The sequence below is a fragment of the Streptomyces sp. NPDC005761 genome (assembly GCF_040630635.1).
Classification (GTDB): Bacteria; Actinomycetota; Actinomycetes; order Streptomycetales; family Streptomycetaceae; genus Streptomyces.
In genome coordinates, this window is the sequence record NZ_JBEXXX010000002.1 from 1 (window position 1) to 19,218 (window position 19,218).

Genomic DNA, 19,218 nt, shown 5'->3' on the forward strand with positions numbered 1-19,218 from the left:
CCCCGATACTGGGCGTATCGGGGTGATCCCGACAACGCGGCGAGCGTGCGTGCCAGGCGTCGCCGGACAGGCGGGACTTTCGAAACACGCCCTAGGAGCCGGTCCGGCAGAGCTCCTGGTCCACGAGTGCCCTCATCGCCTGCTGGGTGCCGGGGCCGCCGTCACTCGTGGCGTACACCACGGCGGTCCGGGAGCCGTCCGGAGTGACGCCGCTCCAGCTGCGATAGCCGAGCAGTTCTCCCGGGTGGCCGAAGTAGCTGCCGCCGCAGGACAGCGGGATCTCGCCCAGCCCGAGTCCGTACCCCACGCCCAGCTCCGGCGCGGACACCGTGGCCCTCATCGCGTCGAGCTCCGCCGGAGCCAGCAGACGTCCGCCGAGGAGTGCGGCGTAGAACCGGTTCAGGTCGTGCGTGGTGCTGATGATCGAACCGGAGCCGATGGCCATGCTCGGGTCGAGAGCCGTGACATCGATGCCGGTGCCGGTACGGAACGCGGCGTAGGCCCGGGCGTGCGGGACCGGAACGAAGGGGGAGGTGCCGGGCACGCTGGTGCCCTTCAGGCCCAACGGCCGGATGATCCGGTCCTCCACCTCCCGGTCCCAGCTGCGGCCGGTGACCTCCCGGATGATCATCGCGGCGAGGATGTAGTTGGTGTTGGAGTACGACCACTCAGCATCCACGGACGCATCCTTCCGGCCCCGCAGCGCCAGCCCCACCAGCTCCTCCGGGGTGTAGGTACGGAACCGCTCGGCCCGGTAGCCGGCGGCATCCCTCAGCGCCGCGATCTCCGGCAGGACGTCAGGTATGCCGCTGGTGTGCTGCAACAACTGCCGCACGGTGATCCGGCGGCCGTCGACACGCTCGCCCCGGACCACTCCGGGAAGCCACCGCTCCACGGTGTCCTCCAGGGACAGCTGCCCCTCACCGGCGAGTTGCAGGACGACCGTCGCGGTGAACGTCTTGGTGGCGCTGCCGATCCGGAACCTGCCGTCGTGTGGCATCGGCTTCCCGGTGCCCCGCTCCGCCACCCCGGCACGCGCGCCGGCCCGTGTGCCCGGTGACGTCACCTCGGCAGCCACTCCGACGACCCCGGTGTCGTGGATCGCCTCCACCTCTCGTCGGAGCGCATCGGCCGGCCGCGGGCCCGCCGCCGCTGTCAGCCCGCTCGATGCGGCCAGGAGGATCGTGGCCAGGCCGGTCAGGACGAACAGCCGACGCCGACGCTTTCGTAACACCTGCATGAGGGACCCCATCTTCTGCCGAGTTGCCCAGGCGCCCGGAGGCTGCTGCCCGGGCCGTGGCCCGCGGCACCTCGGCAGCCCTGCGCCGGTGGTCGGTCCATCCCACCAGCGGATCGGTGGCCGGCCCATCCGGCTTCCCCCCGGCCCTCGGAGGCGCTGTCGTCAGGGCGGCCCGGGGGTTACCCGGCGGGGAGGGCTGGGGCTTCCCTCCCCGGATGCGCCCTCAGCAGCACCCCCGCCCACGGGTCAGCCGCCCTGACCGGCGCTTCCGATCGGGCCGACCGTCACCGGGGCCCCGGAGCCGTCCGTGACGGGCAGCGTGCCCTTGCCCGGCCAGGCGAGGGTCACCGACTTCGTCTCGTTCGGCGGGGTCACCACCAGCCCCGTGACGCGGACGCCGGAGCCACCCGATTCATTGAGCGGGTAGCTGACGTTGAAGTCGATTTCCTTGCCGTTCCTGAGGATGTACGGGTCACCGGGGTCACCCTTGCGCGTGGCGGAGATGTCCCCCGCATCGGTCTTCAGGTCGACGCCCGCGAACCCGGAGATCACGCAGTCCGCACCGCTGCCGTTCGTCAGCCCCACCGCGACGCTGCCGTCGGGGTCGCCGTCGATGAAGGTGTCCTGCGCGGTGATCTTCAGCCCGTCGGTGGTGCACTTGGGGGCCTTGCCACTGGAGTCGGACCCGGACCCGGCAGCGGTGTCCTTCCCCCCGGAAGTCGTCCCGGCGGCCCCCTTCCCGCTGTCCTGATCCGAACCGCCCGAGCCCGAACCACCGCCGGCGGAGGACGCGGACGAGGCCGACGACGGGGCGGGCTGCCCCGCGGCGTCATCGTCGTTCTGGCAGGCCGTGAGAGAAAGGCCGGCGGCAACGGCCAGGGTCACGAAGGTCAGCTTGCGAACGCGCATCATTCGTCCTCAGAATCGGTTGGTCAGTCCCGGTCCACTGCGTACAGGGCAGTACGAGCGAGCGTTTCTGATCATCAGGAGCGGCTCTCACGGCCGAGCCGTTCCGTTCAACCAGCGCTTCATACATTCCTGTTACACACACAGGCTCCCAAAGTGCCCGTCCCCACCGGGCTCACCACGCCGAGGACCCGCCCCCGGCCTGCCGGGACAGGGGGTTGCCTCCACCGCCCTTGCACCGGTGCGTGAACACGGCCGCCGGGACAGACCCGTGACCCCGGACATCTTGACCAGCAGCAGTGGCTTACCTGCGTGGGGGGAGATGGAACAGCATCCCTGCACGCCACCGATGCCGCGTCAGCCAAGGTTTGCCCGCGTGCCACCCCGTCCGGTCGTCGCGCCTGATCGCTGACGGGTGCGGTCCTTCACCGACCGAGGCCGAGAGGCTCCTGACGGAGGGGAACCCCATACCGGCGGCCCGGCTGAGCGGCAAACGCTCCGGCGACTTCGCCTGCCGAAGCGCTGAGCGCTCCTGCGGAGCGGGGCCTGTGCCGGACAGGCCCCCGGCCTCGACCTGCCTCAGAGCCTGCGCAGAAGCTGCACACCACCGACGGCTGGTGCGACGCCGACGCAGCCCGCCGGTTCGGGGATACAGTCAGGGACCATGGGTGCCGACTCCGCCGCGCAGATGCCCCTGGGACCGGCACCAGAACCGCTGGGGTCTTTGTCCGGCGTCGGTCTCACGGAGGCCATGGAGTCCGTGTACCGGTCGATTGTCGCTCAGCCGGCGATCCGGCCGGATGGGCTCGTCCTGGCGACCGGAATGACCATGGACAGTGTTGCGGCCTCTGTCGAGGCACTCGTCGCCCGTGGCCTGGTCGGCAGGAGCGGCGGCACGTTGACCGCTGTCTCCCCGTTGATCGCACTCGGCGACCTGGTTGCCCACAGCGAACGTGAGGCCAGGATGGCCCGCTCGGCGCTGGACGAACTCGCCGAGCAGCATCGGTCGATCCGCAACCAGGACGAGTTCCGCGGTCTTGAGGTGGTCCGCGGGCGGGCGAACATCGGCGGCTGGGTCAATCACCTGATGCGTTCCACGGAGCAGCAGCTGCGGATGTTCGCCAAGCCGCCGTTCGCGGTGGTCGGGGTCGCCGAGACGGAGCAGGAGAAGGTGCTGGCGGACCGCGGCCTGGTCGAACGGCTGATCATCGAGCGGTCGTTGCTCGACGAACCGGAGACCGAGAAGGACTTGCTGGCGTCCCTGGACCGCGGCCAGCGGATCCGGCTGGCCGAGACGCTGCCGAGCAAACTCCTGATCGCCGACGACTCCTTGGCCCTGGTGCAACTCGACGACGGCGGCCCGGCTCACGACGTGGTGGCGGTGGTGCGGCCCGGCGGTCTGCTCACGTCCCTGACGACACTGTTCGAGTCCTTGTGGGAGCGCTCGGTCCAACTGCGCGAGGCACCGGGCCGGCGGGTAGAGCCGTATCCGGCGTCGGCGGACGACCTGGGCGATCCGATGGACCGGGAGGTGCTGACCTTGTTGCTCGCCGGGCAGACTGACACGGCCGTGGCGGCTCGGCTCGGCGTCAGCCTGCGGACCGTACAGCGCCGGGTGCGGCATCTGATGGATCTGGCGGGCACCGACTCACGGATCCTGCTCGGCTGGTACGCACGCGACCGCGGCTGGCTCTGAGTCGCCTCAGCGCCGGCCACGGCCGCGGTCGGTACGCAGGAGCTGCTAGGAGATCTGCTCCGGGATGTGCAGCAGGACAGTGCTCGACGAGGATCCGGCGGGCCCGCCTTCGCCGTAGACCATCAGATCGTGCCTGCCGTTGATGCCGAAGCTGTAGGTCGGCAGGAACCAGTCGTCCCCGGGGATCATCGCCGACAGATCCCAGAGCCGGCCCTGCGGATCCCACATCGCCGACACCTCGTAGTCGGGCTGCAGTTCCACGGTGCCGAGGATCCAGCCGTCAGCGGTGATCTTCTCCGCCTTGGCGTTGAACCCGTAGTCCGGCAGGCGCTTCATCCCGGCTGTCGGCGTCCAGACGAACGCGTCGTCCCCGCTGGCGCCGACCACCGAGCCGGTGGCGTTGACGCCCAGGGCGATCGAGTCGGACTGCCCGGGAAGGGTGCCGAGATCGGTGATCTTCCCGGTTGAGGTCTTCCAGCTGACGGCTCGCGTCTGCCACTCGGTGGTGAGCGACGATCCGACCGCGGTGCCTTGGGCGTTGATCGCTCTCGGCTGGGTCTCCGCGGTGTTGTCCGACAGGTGGGCCAGCTTCGTGTATCCGCCGCTTCCGGTCCAGCTGAACGGGTCCACGTAGGTGTGTCCCTGGTCGTTCTCCCGGTACTGAAGACTCGCGAACCCGACGACGGTCCCGTTGTCGCTGACACCGGTGGCGTACCCGCTGTCGTAGGCCTTCTCCCGCCCGTCCGGCAGCCCGAGATCCGTCACACTCCCGTCGGCCGCCCACACGGCCGGCCGGGTGCCCTCGGCACCGTAATAGAGCATCCCGGCCGATTCCCGGCGCTCGTTCACGTCCAGTGCCGAGCCGTACCTCGCGCTCCCCAGGGCCAGGTCGGTGAACCCCGTCTCCTTGGTCCAGGTTGTCGGCGTCATGTTGGCGTTGAACTGCCGATCACCCGCGACGACGCCGCTGTTGGTGAGTTTGGCACCGACGAAGGGCTTCTCCCACTTCACCGCCGCCAGCTTCGGCGCGACCACGCTTTTGATCATGACCTTCGCCGCGCCGACGACGGTGCCGTCCGCGTTGGCCACGCGGACCCGGCCGATCAACGGCTCGCTCGTCGGGGTGACCGCGCTCAGGTCGATGTCGGCGGCCACCGCCATCGATTGTCCCGGCTCGAGCCGCGACGCCTTGTCGGACTGCGCCGTGATGGTCCCGAGGCCGCGGGAGAACATCTCCTCGTGATAGTCGAAGGTCACCGGGCCGGACACGACATCGGCGCCGGTCACCACCACGTAGTAGGTGCCAGGAGCCGGATCGTCCATGACGATGCGCTCCGCGCCCGGGCCGATGTCCATGCTGGTGGCAGCGATACCGCGGGCTCCGACGATGTACATGTCGAGATCGGCGTCGTCGGCACGCGGGGTCAACGTCACGTCCAGTCGCGTCGACTGCCGCGGCACGTCGACCCGGTTCGACGTGACCTGTCCGTTGTCGATGGTGGAGAACAGGTTCCGGACGAACCCGAGCTCACCGTCGGTGGCCTTGAGCTTCGCCGTGCCCCAGGTGTTCGTCCCGGTGAACTCGACCGATTCCTTCTGGTGCACGGTGGCCGACGGCAAGGTCGTCACGTCCGGCGCGAACGACATTCCCTGCAACGAAATCGATGCGGTGAAAGGGTTCTTGGCGGTCTTGGAGGTCCGTCGGGCTTCCACGACGAACTCCCAGACGCCCACCTTTGGCCGCTGCACGGCCCTGGACAGCGGATCGCATCCGGACGGATCGGTGTATCCCGTGTAGCAGTGATCGCTTGCGTTGGAGTCCGCCGGCATCCCGTCGGGAGCGATGGGCAGGACTCGCAACTGGCTGCCCTTGGCCAGTCCTCCGAGGTTCAGCTGGAGGGATTCGACGCCCTCCGGCACCGCAACCAGGAACGACGTCGCCTGGGCGCGGTCGAGGGTTCCGGTCTTCCTGACCTGATAGGCCGGGGCGCGCACCCTGTCCGCCGCCAGCACGGTAACCGCTACGAACCGGTCGATGCCGGACGTCGCAGGATCGTCGATCGTCATGATCGCGCTGTGCACACCGGTGGTCGCCGGAGTGGCGGTCACCGACACGGTGTTCGAGGTGCCGCGCGGCGTCGAGAGGGTCTTCGGCGCCCGGAACGTGCCGTCGTTGCCGATCCAGCCGATCCGGCTGCTGCTGTTCCCGGCCTTCCCGTCGGTCCTCGTCACCTTCACCGGGTAGGTCTTGCTGGTCGCGACCGGCTGCCCACCCTTCCAGGGCAGGCACCGGTTGTAGATTCCGGCGCCGGTGTCCGGGGTGGCCAGATTGCCCGACAACGCCGAGCACACCGGGGCGGAGACGTCATAGTTGTCGACCTTCACGCCCTTCGAGAGCTGCTTCCAGGCGGCCGGGATGTCGACCAGCCCGGTGCCCTGGGCGGTGGTCGGCACTCCGTCGATGTGGGTCGCCGTTCCGGTCAGCACCGCGCGCAGCGCCGTGGGACCGGATTCGACGTTCCGGGACTTCGCCGCCGACAGCAACAGGGCAGCGGCTCCGGCCACCTGGGGTGCCGCCATCGAGGTTCCGTTCGCCATGCCGTATCCGGCCGGCAGCGAGTAGCCCGCTTCCGGCACGGCCTCACCCTCCAACCAGCCGGGAATCGAGGAGATCGCCGATCCCGGGGCACTGACCGCGGGTGCGAGCGCACCGTCCTCGGACGGGCCGTGGGAGGAGAACCCGAACAGTCCCTGCCGTGCCCGGACCGCGGAACCGTAGTTGGCCCACCAGGTCTCCCTGCTCACCGACGCTGCGACGGCCAACACCGACGACGAGACCGCCGGGGCGCCGACGGTGTTGGTACCCGCACCCTCGTTACCGGCCGCCACCACGATCTGCACGCCATACCGGCTGGTCAGCGTGTTGTACAGCTGGGAGATCACGTCGGAGCCGTCGTTGAGCGCCGGCAGTCCGCCGACCGACAGGTTGACCACGTCGACACCGCGATCGACGACCAGGTCGATCATGCCTTCGGTGAGCGCCGCCTCCGTGCAACCACCGCCCCAGGTGCAGGCCCGGGACGAGACGATCTGCGCGCCCGGAGCCACACCGTGCATCGCGCCGCCGAGCAACGACGTGCCGGCGGTGATTCCCGCGACGTGGGTGGCGTGCGACCCCGACGGCAACCCGATGTTCACGTAGTTCGCCACCTTGCCGACGTTGCTGCCGCCCAGCGGCGACAGGTCGACGTCGTCCCGGTAGTCCACGACGTACGGAATCCGCTCGGTGACAGCGGTATGCGGATCTTCGGTGCCGAAGTGGCCGATCTGCCGCTCCCGGCCGTACGGAAGCATCGCCGGCGCATCGGTGAAGTCGTGGTCGCCATCGGCATCCACCCACACGCGGTGGGTCTGCGGGTCGTACAGCGCCCCGAACTTGTCGTCGGTGGAACCGTTGTTGTCGAGATCGCCACCGAAATCGCTCTGGGTGGTGGTCATCTCGTAGAAGAACCCGAGTTGGAACGAACCCTCCGGGGCCGTCCAGTCGGCGCCGGCGTAACTGAACCGGGGACCGGTCACCGCCTTGCTCATCCGGACCCAGGTTCCGTCGCCGTCCGTCACCGGATCGGTGGCCGTCACCCAGTCGACCACCTTCGGCCGCCCGTCAACGGTCTTCTGCAGGGCCGGGTGATCAAGGTCGACGCCGGTGTCGAGCACCCCGACAGTGATCCCGCGCCCGTCCCACTTCTGATGCTCCGCAACGAAATCGACGGCACCGATGTCGTTGACCGGCATATACGGATTGTCGGCCGGCGTGGTCGCGTTCGGCGCCGCCGGATGAGCAGCCCTCGCCCCGGCTCCGGCCGGACTGACCGCGTTGCCCAGCTCCGGGCCCGGGACACGGAACGTCTTGTCCAGATCGACAGCCTTCACCGCCGGGAGCGCGGCCAGGCCCTGGACCTTGCCGGTCGGGACAGTGGCCCGTACATAGCCGATCTCGGACCGGACCTTGCCTACGGTTCCGCCGGCCTTGGCGACGGCCGCCGCCACCTCCTCGGTGTTGCCTGACGTGGCGAGCAGCATGACCGTGACGGTCTTGGTCTCGGTGGCCTGCGCCTGCTGCAGCACCTGGGTGTCGTGGGAGCCGAGCTTCTCCGAACTCCTGCCGGCCGGTGCAGCGCCGTCCAGCGGCTGGAATCCCTTGACGTCCGTGGAAGGCTGATACGGGTCGTCGGCCGCCTGCGACGGATCCGCAAGAGGCACCCGCGTCCCGCTCGTCCCCGGACCGTCCGTCGCCGCCGCGGCGACGGTCGGCTGACCGGTGACCAGGACCGCAGCGGCCAACACCGCTGCGCCGATCGTAGTGAGTGGTTGGAGTCGCTTACGTCTCACGCTGCTCCTTCTGATGACGTGTCCCGGCTCAGTCGCGAGCCCGTCCCGGAATCTGGCAGTCCCCACCAGCGAGCAGCAATGGGCCGGGCACGGCGGATGTGCGACATGGCGGCATCCCGCCTGCCGCAACGCACCCGGCCCTCAGCACGCGTTGAGTCCTGGGCGCCTACGTCCGGGACTCGCACCCGCACCGTTCGCCGACAGCCGAGCCGGTCGCGACCGGTGGCGGCCCGGCGACACGATGCCCGTATGCCATCGACCTTCGTTCTCGTCCACAGCCCCTCGGTGGGCCCCGCCACCTGGCACCCGGTGGCCGACCTGCTGGTCGCCTCGGGTCACCAGGTGCGCGTGCCGTCCCTGCTCCACGTGGGCGCCGGCGAACCGCCGTTCTGGCCCCGGGCCGCCGAAGCCGTCCGGGACGACCTCACGGAGATCCCCTCGGAAAGCACCCTCGTCCTGGTGGCCCACAGCAACGCCGGGCTGTTCCTCCCCGCCGTCCGAGCCGGACTCGATCACCCGATCGCCGCCTCGGTGTTCGTCGACGCCGCCCTGCCGGCCCGCACCGGGTCAACGCCCGTCGCCCCGCCCGAACTGCTGGAGTTCCTGCGCCCGCTGGCGGTGGACGGCACGCTGCCGCGCTGGACGGACTGGTGGGACGAGAAGGACGTCGCGCCCCTGTTCTCCGACCCGGCCATGCGGCAGAAGCTCGTCGCCGAACAGCCGAGGCTGCCGCTCTCGTACTACGAGCAGGACATCCCGGTTCCGGCGGGCTGGGACGACCACCCCTGTTCGTACCTGCTCTTCGGCCCCCCGTACGAGGAAGCGGCGGCCGACGCACACGCACGCGGCTGGCGGGTCGCGCACCTGCCCGGAGAGCACCTGCACCAGACCGTCGACCCGGTCGGGACGACCCGGCTGCTGCTCGAACTCACCGTGGGGGCGCACCGGGCCCCGGGTGGCCCCACTTCGTAGTGCCCGGCTGCCGGCCCGTACAGCTCGTCGGAGCCCCCCTCCCCGGCCACGGGCGGCTGGAGCACGGCTTCCGGTTGCTGTCAGTGCCCTGACGGATCGGGGCGGGGAAGCGTGACCGACGCAAGACGTCCACCGCCCTTTTCGGGGGTACGGGTCTCCCGAATACCCGCAACCCCGCGAGCCCGGCGCTGTCCGAACGAGGGGCCCTGGGCGCGCAGCGCCGCGACCGCCGCGTCGAAGGCCGAGTCGCGGTCCGTCGCGAACTCCTCCTCGGTGAAGACCGGCGTACGGATGTGGGGCGGGATGCCCGCGCCGTCGAAGGTCTGCCCCCGGCGGGTGAGGAACTCCTCGTTCGGGAGCCAGACCGCCATGCCGCCCGGCAGCGTGCGGTCCAGGGTGTCGGAGAAGACGCCCTGCGTGTTCTCCCCGACGCGGACGGTCCGGCCGGGCCGGTCGATGAGGGCCTGGGTGAACGTCTCACCCGCGCTGAACGTGGTCGCGGCCGTCAGCACGGCGACCGGACCGCCGTAGCGGGGGACGCCGCGAGCGGGCTTCACCGGGACGGGCTGCGGCCGGGTGTACCGGGTGCGCTTGCGGTAGGCGGTGTACGAGGAGTCGGTCAGGCGCTCGGCGAGGTGCAGGCCGAGGGCGTCCGCGCCGCCGCCGTTGATCCGCAGGTCGATGACGAGGCCGGCGAGCGAGGCCGTGCGCTCGGCGGTGAACACGGTGTCCAGCGCCTCGTCGAGCTCGGCCAGCTCCGCGGCGTACGAGGGCTCGTCGGCGCTGCTGTACCCGGCGAACCCGGAGAGCCGCAGATAGCCCTGCCCGCCGGGCAGATCCGCGTAGCTGATCCGCCCGTTCGCGAACTCCCGCAACCTCCTGCCGTGGAGATCACTCCGCACGATGTAGTCCTTGACCTTCGTGTCCAGGTCCCCGCCGATCACGGCCGTGCCCGGACGGACCTCGGAGTAACGGCGCTCCCCGTCGAAGACGGTGACGTGTGCGTCGTACAGCGGCTTCACCATGTCGCTGAAGAGGGTGAAGAGTTCGTCCCTGGTCGTGTCGGCGTGCACCTTCGGCCGGTACGTGTCGCGTACGGCATGCCAGTCGATGCCCTTGGCGGCGAAGAACGGGTAATTCTCTTCGAAGGACTGCCAGAAGACGTCGAACGTCGTCACCGGGTCGTCCGTGGACGTCGGCTGCTCGCACGCCACCGGAAGCCTGCCCAGCCGGCGCAGTTCCCGGTACCCGGCCGAACCGGACAGCCGCAAGGACCCGGACGCCCGTACGCTGAGGAGCGTCCCGTCGCCGGACCTGTACACGCCCGGCGCCGTCTGCTGCGCGGACTCGCCCTTCAGGCAGCCCAGCGCGGTGGTCTGGTACTCCTGAAGTCGCCCGTCCGCGATCGACAGGACGGTGCCGTAGCCGTTCACGCGCCAGACACCGTCGATGGTGGGCCGTGGCGCCGCTGCGGCGGGGACCACCGCTCCACCGCCAAGGGCCAGTGTCACGAGCGCCGTTGTTGCCCTGGAAATCCCGTGTCGCAAGGTGTTCCTCTCCCCGTACGCGATCTGCGTCAGAGGATCGACGATCGCCGACCGCGGGCCGGGGGAACATCCGGTGGGCCGGTGAATCGACAGGGGGGTATCCCCGAATGGCCCCTGTCGGAGAGGGGCAGCACGCCTCTCGGGCAACCGCCTGTCGGGACATCAACGGACAGCGCTGCAAGCCCCGTTCGAGCAACGGGGGCCGGGCGTCGCGCATCGCTGCGCGTGGCAACTTCGATCTGCCGTCCCGGGTCCGCGCCGGCCAGGTCCCGGCCGGCCGACACCTATGCCCGGCGCAGTCCCGCCTGGAAGGCGTCCCACGCGGCGGGAGCGAGGAGGAGGACTGGGCCGGCGGGGGTCTTGGAGTCGCGCACGGCTACGGTGCCGGGGACGTTGCGGGCCACTTCGACGCATTCCTGCCCGGCGTTGCCTCCGCTGTAGCTGGACTTCACGAACGTATACGCGGGCACGCGGTCTACATCTCCTTGAGGATTCCGTCGATCAGTGCGACCGAGTTGCGCTGAGCGAGCGCAAGACGCGTCATGCGATCGAAGATCCTGTCGTGACGCTCCGCATCAGTATCGCTCTCCAACCAGAGGGTGGTCGAGGTGGTATCCATGTGGACCACGTCAAGCGCGCCTGGTTCGGCGAACGACACGATAGTGAAGGCGCTGGTCATGCCCGGGTGCGCGCCCACCAGGTACGGCATCACCTGTAGCTTCACGTTCGGACGGCGGGCCATCTCCAGCAGGTGGCCGAGCTGTCCCCTCATCACCTCGCGCCCTCCCACCAGTTGGCGGAGCGCGCTTTCCTGCACGAGAGCCCAAAGCTCCAGCGGCCGGTCACCGGTCAAACGCGCCTGCCGGGCCATCCTCGATTCGACGAAGGGCTCGATCTCGTCGGGGTCCTCCCAGGAGCCGTTTCCCACGGCGAGCGCCCGGGCGTAGTCAGGCGTCTGGAGCAGGCCGGGCACGATCGCGAGCTGTCAGGTGCGGAGGCCTGTGGCGATGTCCTCCAGCGCCACGTACTCGACCATCGACTGAAGTCCCGGGTACTGGTTCCACCAGCCACTCGCCTTGCGGCGTTCACGGTCGGCCTTGGCAAGCGCCAACAGCCGCCCGACCACGACCTCGTCCGTCTCGCCGTACAGGTGGCACAGGGCCCTGACATCGGGGTCCCTTATCGGCACGAGACCTCGCTCGATCTTCGCCACTTTCGCAACCGACGCCGTCAGCGCCTCCGCAGCGTCCGACTGACGCAGGCAGCGTGCCTCCCGTAGCCGAAGCAGTTCACCGCCGAGACGGCGTCCGAGCACAGTGGAGACCGTCCGCCCGCGATCCGGGCTGTTACCTGCCACAGCCAACTCCCTCCCGGTCATCCGCCTCAGTCTGGGGCTCTGATCCATCGAACACCAAACTAGGGCAGAGATTTCTCTGCCCGAACTACTTGCTGCCCATCAATGAGTTCCGCTACTTTCGGTTGCACGCCAATCACCAATCGGTAACAACCGGCGGAAGTGCACCGCTCTGCCCACGCAGGCGCGACATCGCCACCGCCCGTACAACGGAGGAGCGCGACCATTACCGCACCCCAAGAAGCCCCCGCTCCCGAGCCCGATCCCCACCCCCCACTCCACGAGGACCGCCTCGACTACACCCCCACCGCCCGCAGCGTCACTCTCTGCCGCCGCCGCGCCGCACGACTGGTCACCGAGTGGGGGCACCCCGACCGTGCCGGTGAAGTCGCGCTACTGGTCAGCGAGTTGGCGAGCAACGCCTTATTGCACGGCTCCATGCGAGGACGTCTCTTCCGGGTACACATCGCCCTCACCGCCACCACCCTCCGCATCGAGGTCAGCGATCCCCGCGGTGAGCGACTCCCCGGGCTGCGTGAGGCGGGTGCCGACGACTGTTACGGGCGCGGGCTCCTCATCGTCGCCCAGATCGCCGACCGCTGGGGCGTCGAGCCGCGCACCGTCGGCAAGACCGTCTTCGCCGAACTCATCGTGCGGCAGAGGGCGGACACGCCGGCGACTCCGTGACATGAACGGCCCGCCCCGCAGCGCCCGACGTCGTCCACGGCGGCAGCGGCGGAGAGCTGGAACTTCGGCGCCGGTTGACTGGGCCCGACCGGCCGGGCCGAGGATCGACCTGCCCGTGGCCCGCCGCAAGGCCAACGACCACGGGGCGCCGTCTGCCCCGCCGTGCCGTCCTGACGACTTGCCGTCCATCACCAGGTGCATCGAGACCACGAGTGGGCCCGCACGAACTTCGCACGGGCCCACCTCGTACACGTAACTCTGGGGCACCTACCCCCAGGTGATCAGCCGCTTCGGCTGCTCAAGGATCGCGGCTACGTCCGCCAGCACCTTGGAGCCGAGCTCGCCGTCCACCAGCCGGTGGTCGAACGACAGGGCCAGGGTCGTCACCTGGCGGGGCTTCACCTTGCCCTTGTGGACCCAGGGCTGGAGCTTGATGGCCCCGACCGCGAGGATCGCGGACTCGCCCGGGTTCAGGATCGGCGTACCCGTGTCGACGCCGAAGACGCCGACGTTGGTGATGGTCACCGTGCCGCCCGCCATCGCGGCGGGGGACGTCTTGCCCTCGCGGGCCGTGGAGACCAGCTCGCCCAGGGACGCCGCCAGCTGCGGCAGCGTCTGCTCGTGCGCGTCCTTGATGTTCGGCACGATCAGCCCGCGCGGGGTGGCCGCGGCGATGCCCAGGTTGACGTAGTGCTTCTGCACGATCTCCTGGTTCGCCTCGTCCCAGGCGGCGTTGACCTCGGGGTTCCGCTTGATCGCGACCAGGAGGGCCTTGGCGATGATCAGGAGCGGGTTGACCCGCACCCCGGCCATGTCCTTGTCCTCCTTGAGCTCCGCCACGAGCTTCATCGTGCGCGTCACGTCGACGGTGACGAACTCGGTGACGTGCGGCGCGGTGAACGCGCTGCCCACCATCGCCTGCGCGATGGCCTTCCGTACGCCCTTGACGGGGATACGCGTCTCGCGCGCACCCGCCGCCACCGGGACGGGGGCCACGACCGGGGCGGGGGCTTCGGCCTGCACCGGCGCCGGAGCGGGCGTCGGCGTCGCCGCCGCGTGCACGTCCTCGCGGGTGATGACGCCGCCCTCGCCGGTCGGGGTGACCGTCGCGAGGTCGATACCCAGGTCCTTGGCGAGCTTGCGCACCGGCGGCTTGGCCAGCGGACGGGCCTCGGGGACGGCGGAGGGGCCGTGCCCGTTCATCTCACCCTGGATCGCGGCGGAAGCGGCCGCGGGGGCCGACTCCGTCCCCTTGCGGGCGCGCCGCTTGGTGGAGGACTCGGCCACGCCGTAGCCCACCAGCACGGGCTGGCGGCCCTTGGGCGCCTCGGCCTCCGGCTCCGCCTCGGGCACGGCGGCGGCAGCGGGGGCGGGCTCGGCCGCCACGGGGGCCTCGTCACCGGAGCCCGGTGCCACGTCCACCGCGATGATCACCTGGCCGACGTCGACGGTCACGCCCTCGGCGAAGCGCAGCTCGTGCACCACCCCGTCGAACGGGATCGGCAGCTCGACGGCCGCCTTCGCCGTCTCGACCTCGCAGACGACCTGGCCGTCGGTGACGGTGTCGCCCGGCTGGACGAACCACTTGAGGATCTCGGCCTCGGTCAGTCCTTCGCCCACGTCGGGCATCTTGAACTCACGGAAGCGAGCAGCATTGGAAGTGTCGGTCATCGTTGTCACGTCCCCGTCCTCAGTACGCCAGCGAGCGGTCGACGGCGTCGAGCACACGGTCGAGACCCGGCAGGTACTCGTCCTCCAGCCGCGCCGGCGGATACGGGACGTGGTAGCCCCCGACCCTCAGCACGGGTGCCTCCAGGTGGTAGAAGCACCGCTCCGTGATGCGAGCGGCGATCTCCGCGCCGGATCCGTAGAACACCGGCGCCTCGTGGACCACGACCAGTCGGCGGGTCTTCTCGACGGAGGTCTGGATGGCGTCGAAGTCGATCGGGGACATCGAGCGGAGGTCCACGACCTCGAGCGACTTGCCCTCCTCCTGGGCGGCCGCGGCGGCCTCCAGGCAGACCTTCACCATCGGGCCGTACGCGACGAGCGTGAGGTCCGTGCCGGTGCGGGCGACGGATGCCCGGTGCAGCTGGCCGGGGATGGCCTCGGTGTCGACCTCGCCCTTGTCCCAGTAGCGGCGCTTCGGCTCGAAGAAGATGACCGGGTCGTCGCTCTGGACGGCCTGCTGCATCATCCAGTACGCGTCCGCCGCGTTGGACGGCGAGACGACCTTCAGGCCCGCGACGTGCGCGAACAGCGCCTCGGGCGATTCGCTGTGGTGCTCCACGGCCCCGATGCCGCCGCCGTACGGAATCCGCACGACGACCGGCAGCTTGATCTTGCCGAGCGAGCGGGCGTGCATCTTCGCGAGCTGCGTGACGATCTGGTCGTACGCGGGGAAGACGAAGCCGTCGAACTGGATCTCGACGACCGGCCGGTAGCCGCGCAGCGCGAGGCCGATGGCCGTGCCGACGATGCCGGACTCGGCGAGCGGGGTGTCGATCACCCGGTCCTCGCCGAAGTCCTTCTGGAGACCGTCGGTGATCCGGAAGACCCCGCCCAGCTTTCCGACGTCCTCACCCATGATGAGGACCTTGGGGTCGGTGTCGAGGGCCTTGCGCAGCGACTCGTTGAGCGCCTTCGCAATGGACATCTTTTCCATGGCCATGGCTACTTGCCCTCCTCGGCGAACGATGCCTGGTAGGCGGCGAACTGGGCGCGCTCCTCGTCGACGAGCGGGCTCCCGTCGGCGTAGGCGTGGTCGAAGATCGCCAGCCGCTCCGGGTCGGGCATCGCCCGTACCGCTTCGCGTACCCGCTTGCCCAGGATCTCGCTCTCCTCGTCGAGACCGGTGAAGAACGCCTCGTCCGCGGCGCCCTCGTTCTCCAGGTACGTGCGCAGGCGCAGGATCGGGTCCTTGGCCTCCCAGGAGGCGCGCTCCTCGTCGGCGCGGTACTTCGTCGGGTCGTCGGAGGTGGTGTGGGCGCCCATCCGGTAGGTGAACGCCTCGACGAGCGTGGGGCCCTCGCCGCGGCGGGCCCGCTCCAGGGCGGAGCGGGTGACGGCGAGGCAGGCCAGGACGTCGTTGCCGTCGACCCGGACGCCGGGGAAGCCGAAGCCCTGGGCGCGCTGGTAGAGCGGCACCCGGGTCTGCTTCTCGGTGGGTTCGGAGATCGCCCACTGGTTGTTCTGGCAGAAGAACACGACGGGGGCGTTGTAGACCGCGGAGAAGGTGAACGCCTCGGCGACGTCACCCTGGCTGGAGGCGCCGTCCCCGAAGTACGCGACCACGGCCGAGTCCGCACCGTCCTTGGCCACGCCCATGGCGTAACCGGTGGCGTGCAGGGTCTGCGAGCCGATGACGATCGTGTACAGGTGGAAGTTGTTGGTGTTCGGGTCCCAGCCACCGTGGTTCACACCGCGGAACATCCCGAGCAGATTGGTCGGGTCGACGCCGCGGCACCAGGCGACGCCGTGCTCGCGGTAGGTCGGGAAGACGTAGTCGTCGTCGCGCAGCGCCCGGCCGGAGCCGATCTGCGCGGCCTCCTGCCCCAGCAGCGAGGCCCACAGGCCCAGCTCGCCCTGACGCTGGAGCGCGGTGGCCTCGGCGTCGAAGCGCCGGGTCAGGACCATGTCCCGGTACAGACCGCGCAGCTCGTCCGCGGTCAGGTCGATCGAGTAGTCCGGGTGCTCGACGCGCTCGCCCTCGGGCGTCAGCAGCTGTACGAGCTCGGATCCGGAACTCTGTGGCGTCTTCGCGGCGCTGGTCCGCTTGCTGCTGCGTCGCGGTTTACGCGCGGCAGCAGTGCTCTCCACGGTCACGTGCGTGCTCCTCCGTCGGTCCGGCCCCCGGGGTCTGCCGGGAGACCAGTGCGGCTCGCCTGTGTCCGTACCCGTGCACGGGGTGGGTGCCGCTCGGTCCGGGAACAGGCGTGACAGGTGCCCCGGCGAGCGCCCTGTCAAAGGCACGTTACCCAGTGCTTCGCATAACTGCGAAACCCTTCCTGACCTGCGATTTTGCTTGGATATCCAAGTAAATCGAAGAATTCGGGAACTCTCGCTGGTCACAGCACTGGTAACAGCCTTGCAGGCCGCCGGAACAACGGCACGTTATCCCGCCGGACAGCGGCAGGGAAGAGGGGAGTGTGTGAGACTGCGTTTGTGCGCAAAGAAGGAAAAATCACTGTTTTTCTGCTGGACGACCATGAAGTCGTCCGCCGCGGAGTCCACGATCTGCTCTCGTCCGAGGACGACATCGAAGTGGTCGGCGAGGCCGGCACGGCGGCGGACGCGCTGGTACGGATCCCCGCGACCCGGCCCGATGTGGCCGTTCTCGACGTCCGGCTGCCGGACGGCAGCGGAGTGGAGGTCTGCCGCGAGATCCGTTCGCAGGACGAGTCCATCCACTGTCTGATGCTGACCTCGTACGCCGACGACGAAGCCCTTTTCGACGCGATCATGGCGGGCGCGTCCGGATATGTGCTCAAGGCGATCCGCGGCAATGAACTGCTGAGTGCGGTACGGGATGTGGCGGCGGGAAAATCGCTGCTCGACCCGGTGGCCACGGCGCGGGTACTGGAACGGCTGCGCGACGGGAAGAAGGGCCGCGGCGACGACAAACTCGCGGGCCTCACCGACCAGGAACGCAAGATCCTGGATCTGATCGGCGAGGGGCTCACGAACCGGGTGATCGGCGAACGGCTCCACCTCGCCGAGAAGACGATCAAGAACTACGTCTCCAGCCTGCTGTCCAAGCTCGGCATGGAGCGGCGCTCGCAGGCCGCCGCGTACGTGGCACGGCTCCAGGCCGAGAAGCGCTGACCCGCACGGCCGCGCGGAAGGGGCCGCGGCCTCCGGTGATCCTCGGGACTTTGGTCCCGTGCCACCCGGGGCCGCGGCCTCTTCTGCCGCCTCGGGCGGTGACGGACAGTGGAGAACATGTCCTCCGAGGAACTCCACGCGATCGAACTGCTCGGCCGAGTGCCCTACGGCCGGCTGGCGACGAGCATGCGGGCCCTCCCGATCCTGACGGTGGCCCGGCACATCGTCACGGACGGCCGCGTCTTCCTGCGCGTCCACCGCGGCCTCGGCCACCACGCCGCGTGCGACGGCGCGGTCGTGGCGTACGGGGCGGACAACTACAACGCGGCCACCTCGGCCGGCAGCCGCGACCTGTGGTCCGTGCAGTTCACCGGGCCCGCGCGGATCGTCGAGCCGACCTGCGCCCAGCGCGAGCACTTCGGTCCCGCTCCCGTCGAGGTGAACGGGGAGCCCTTCGAACCGGCCTACATCCGGCTCGACCCGCACTTCGTCACTGTGCACACTCTGGACTTCCACGCAACTCCGCAGATCCGCGACGCAGCGTGATCTAACATCTGTCGGGTGCCGCGCTCATCTGTATCCTTCCCGCCTGTTCCCCCGGTCGGCGAGGTGCTGCGCCGCTATCCGGACGCCGGTGAACCCCTCACCTGCGAGCCCCTCGACCAGGGCCTGCTCAACCACGGATACCGGGTGTCCACGACCCGCGGCTCCTACTTCCTCAAGCACCACCTGGACGCGTCCACCGGCGACCGCGCCACGATCGTCCGACAGCACCGGGCCACCCAGCGGCTCCAGTCGCTCGGAGTGCCCGTCGCACCACCCGTCGTGGACGGCGACGGGGACACCGTCACCGAGATCGGCGGCCGCTGCTACGCCCTGCACCCCTGGGTCGACGGGCTGCACCGGGCAGGCGCCCAGCTCACCCTCGCCCAGTCGCTGCGTCTCGGGGCGCTGCTCGGAGCCGTACACACAGGTCTCGAACTGGTGATGGGTGAGGGCGCGGTGGCCGGCGGGCGGTCCGCTCACGCGAGCCGCGACCCCGCCGACACCTTCGCGCTGATCGACGAGCTGCTGGCGGCCGCGCGCGGCCGTCGTCCCCGGGACTCCTTCGACGAACTGGCCGAGCACCGGCTCCTGGAACGGCGCACCCTGCTGGAACAGCATGCTGACCGCCGCCCGCCCACCCCGGACGGCCCGGCCACCGGCTGGGTCCACGGCGACTTCCACCCGCTGAACGTGCTCTACCGGGGCGCCGACCCGGTGGCGATCCTGGACTGGGACCGGCTGGGGGTGCAGCCGCGCGCGGAGGAGGCGGTACGGGCCGCGGTGATCTTCTTCGTGCAGCCCGCCGGAAAGCTGGAGCTGGGCAAGGTGCGGGCGTACGCACGCGCCTACCGGCGGGCGGCGGGCGCCGGGGCGGACGAGTTGGCCGCCGCGGTCCACCGGGTGTGGTGGGAGCGGCTCAACGACTTCTGGATACTGCACTGGCGCTACTGCCTGAACGACCGCAGGGCCGACCCGCAGTTTCCTGCGGTGTCGGCCCTGGCGGTCTGGTGGACCCGTGAGTACGAAGCGGTGCGCGACGCCTTCACGGGCTGAG

The 19,218-nt window shown here is 69.9% G+C and carries 14 protein-coding genes and 1 pseudogene; 6 read left to right on the forward strand and 9 right to left on the reverse strand.

Annotated elements, in window-relative coordinates:
• Positions 1 to 91 precede the first annotated feature (91 nt).
• Entirely contained in the window at positions 92 to 1,240 is a 1,149-nt protein-coding gene (locus ABZ434_RS02130; protein WP_359131435.1) for a serine hydrolase domain-containing protein, read from the reverse strand.
• A 246-nt stretch (positions 1,241 to 1,486) separates the two neighbouring features.
• On the reverse strand, positions 1,487 to 2,149 hold the full coding sequence (locus ABZ434_RS02135; protein ID WP_359131864.1) for a DUF4232 domain-containing protein: 663 nt from the start codon (positions 2,147 to 2,149) through the stop codon (positions 1,487 to 1,489).
• 661 nt (positions 2,150 to 2,810) lie between these two features.
• On the opposite strand from ABZ434_RS02135, the gene ABZ434_RS02140 reads away from it, so the two are divergent.
• Positions 2,811 to 3,842 carry a helix-turn-helix domain-containing protein gene (locus ABZ434_RS02140; protein ID WP_359131436.1) on the forward strand — a complete coding sequence of 344 codons (1,032 nt, stop codon included), beginning with the start codon at positions 2,811 to 2,813 and terminating at the stop codon, positions 3,840 to 3,842.
• Positions 3,843 to 3,887: 45 nt separating this feature from the next.
• Here ABZ434_RS02140 and ABZ434_RS02145 read toward each other — a convergent pair whose 3' ends face one another.
• Positions 3,888 to 8,189: a S8 family serine peptidase gene (locus ABZ434_RS02145; protein ID WP_359131438.1), complete on the reverse strand. Its 4,302-nt coding sequence runs from the start codon at positions 8,187 to 8,189 to the stop codon at positions 3,888 to 3,890.
• A gap of 294 nt (positions 8,190 to 8,483) precedes the next feature.
• On the opposite strand from ABZ434_RS02145, the gene ABZ434_RS02150 reads away from it, so the two are divergent.
• Positions 8,484 to 9,206: an alpha/beta hydrolase gene (locus tag ABZ434_RS02150; RefSeq protein WP_359131440.1), complete on the forward strand. Its 723-nt coding sequence runs from the start codon at positions 8,484 to 8,486 to the stop codon at positions 9,204 to 9,206.
• 80 nt (positions 9,207 to 9,286) lie between these two features.
• Here the strand turns inward: ABZ434_RS02150 and ABZ434_RS02155 are convergent, their stop codons facing one another.
• The 3 genes and pseudogenes from ABZ434_RS02155 to ABZ434_RS02165 all read right to left on the reverse strand — a co-directional run bounded on the left by ABZ434_RS02155 (position 9,287) and on the right by ABZ434_RS02165 (position 12,110).
• Complete coding sequence (locus ABZ434_RS02155) at positions 9,287 to 10,717, reverse strand: S41 family peptidase (RefSeq protein WP_359131442.1); 1,431 nt, start codon at positions 10,715 to 10,717, stop codon at positions 9,287 to 9,289.
• 320 nt (positions 10,718 to 11,037) lie between these two features.
• The gene (locus ABZ434_RS02160; RefSeq protein ID WP_356322858.1) at positions 11,038 to 11,223 is read right to left on the reverse strand and encodes a DUF397 domain-containing protein; all 186 of its coding nucleotides are present in this window, start codon (positions 11,221 to 11,223) and stop codon (positions 11,038 to 11,040) included.
• Positions 11,224 to 11,228: 5 nt separating this feature from the next.
• Positions 11,229 to 12,110: pseudogene (locus ABZ434_RS02165) on the reverse strand (helix-turn-helix transcriptional regulator).
• A 159-nt stretch (positions 12,111 to 12,269) separates the two neighbouring features.
• On the opposite strand from ABZ434_RS02165, the gene ABZ434_RS02170 reads away from it, so the two are divergent.
• Entirely contained in the window at positions 12,270 to 12,794 is a 525-nt protein-coding gene (locus ABZ434_RS02170) for an ATP-binding protein (RefSeq protein WP_359131444.1), read from the forward strand.
• 267 nt (positions 12,795 to 13,061) lie between these two features.
• Here the strand turns inward: ABZ434_RS02170 and ABZ434_RS02175 are convergent, their stop codons facing one another.
• From ABZ434_RS02175 to pdhA, 3 genes are read right to left on the reverse strand one after another with little or no spacing between them, the layout of a single operon-like run.
• Positions 13,062 to 14,474: a dihydrolipoamide acetyltransferase family protein gene (locus ABZ434_RS02175; protein ID WP_359131446.1), complete on the reverse strand. Its 1,413-nt coding sequence runs from the start codon at positions 14,472 to 14,474 to the stop codon at positions 13,062 to 13,064.
• A gap of 10 nt (positions 14,475 to 14,484) precedes the next feature.
• Positions 14,485 to 15,465, reverse strand: coding sequence for an alpha-ketoacid dehydrogenase subunit beta (locus ABZ434_RS02180; RefSeq protein ID WP_359131448.1), 981 nt, complete (start codon positions 15,463 to 15,465; stop codon positions 14,485 to 14,487).
• A 2-nt stretch (positions 15,466 to 15,467) separates the two neighbouring features.
• On the reverse strand, positions 15,468 to 16,619 hold the full coding sequence (gene pdhA, locus ABZ434_RS02185; protein ID WP_359131451.1) for a pyruvate dehydrogenase (acetyl-transferring) E1 component subunit alpha: 1,152 nt from the start codon (positions 16,617 to 16,619) through the stop codon (positions 15,468 to 15,470).
• A gap of 339 nt (positions 16,620 to 16,958) precedes the next feature.
• On the opposite strand from pdhA, the gene ABZ434_RS02190 reads away from it, so the two are divergent.
• The 3 genes from ABZ434_RS02190 to ABZ434_RS02200 all read left to right on the forward strand — a co-directional run bounded on the left by ABZ434_RS02190 (position 16,959) and on the right by ABZ434_RS02200 (position 19,217).
• A complete protein-coding gene (locus ABZ434_RS02190) occupies positions 16,959 to 17,618 on the forward strand; it encodes a response regulator transcription factor (RefSeq protein WP_359131453.1) in 660 nt (219 codons plus the stop codon).
• A gap of 117 nt (positions 17,619 to 17,735) precedes the next feature.
• A complete protein-coding gene (locus tag ABZ434_RS02195) occupies positions 17,736 to 18,164 on the forward strand; it encodes a pyridoxamine 5'-phosphate oxidase family protein (RefSeq protein WP_359131455.1) in 429 nt (142 codons plus the stop codon).
• 63 nt (positions 18,165 to 18,227) lie between these two features.
• Positions 18,228 to 19,217, forward strand: coding sequence for a phosphotransferase (locus ABZ434_RS02200; protein ID WP_359131866.1), 990 nt, complete (start codon positions 18,228 to 18,230; stop codon positions 19,215 to 19,217).
• The last annotated feature ends 1 nt before the right edge of the window (position 19,218 follow it).

Bases quoted from the DNA above. Each gene is read 5' to 3' on its own strand.
- ABZ434_RS02130 (WP_359131435.1), bottom strand. From the start codon at position 1,240: ATGCAGGTGTTACGAAAGCGTCGGCGTCGGCTGTTCGTCCTGACCGGC.
- ABZ434_RS02135 (WP_359131864.1), bottom strand. From the start codon at position 2,149: ATGCGCGTTCGCAAGCTGACCTTCGTGACCCTGGCCGTTGCCGCCGGC.
- ABZ434_RS02140 (WP_359131436.1), top strand. From the start codon at position 2,811: ATGGGTGCCGACTCCGCCGCGCAGATGCCCCTGGGACCGGCACCAGAA.
- ABZ434_RS02150 (WP_359131440.1), top strand. From the start codon at position 8,484: ATGCCATCGACCTTCGTTCTCGTCCACAGCCCCTCGGTGGGCCCCGCC.
- ABZ434_RS02180 (WP_359131448.1), bottom strand. From the start codon at position 15,465: ATGGCCATGGAAAAGATGTCCATTGCGAAGGCGCTCAACGAGTCGCTG.
- ABZ434_RS02195 (WP_359131455.1), top strand. From the start codon at position 17,736: ATGTCCTCCGAGGAACTCCACGCGATCGAACTGCTCGGCCGAGTGCCC.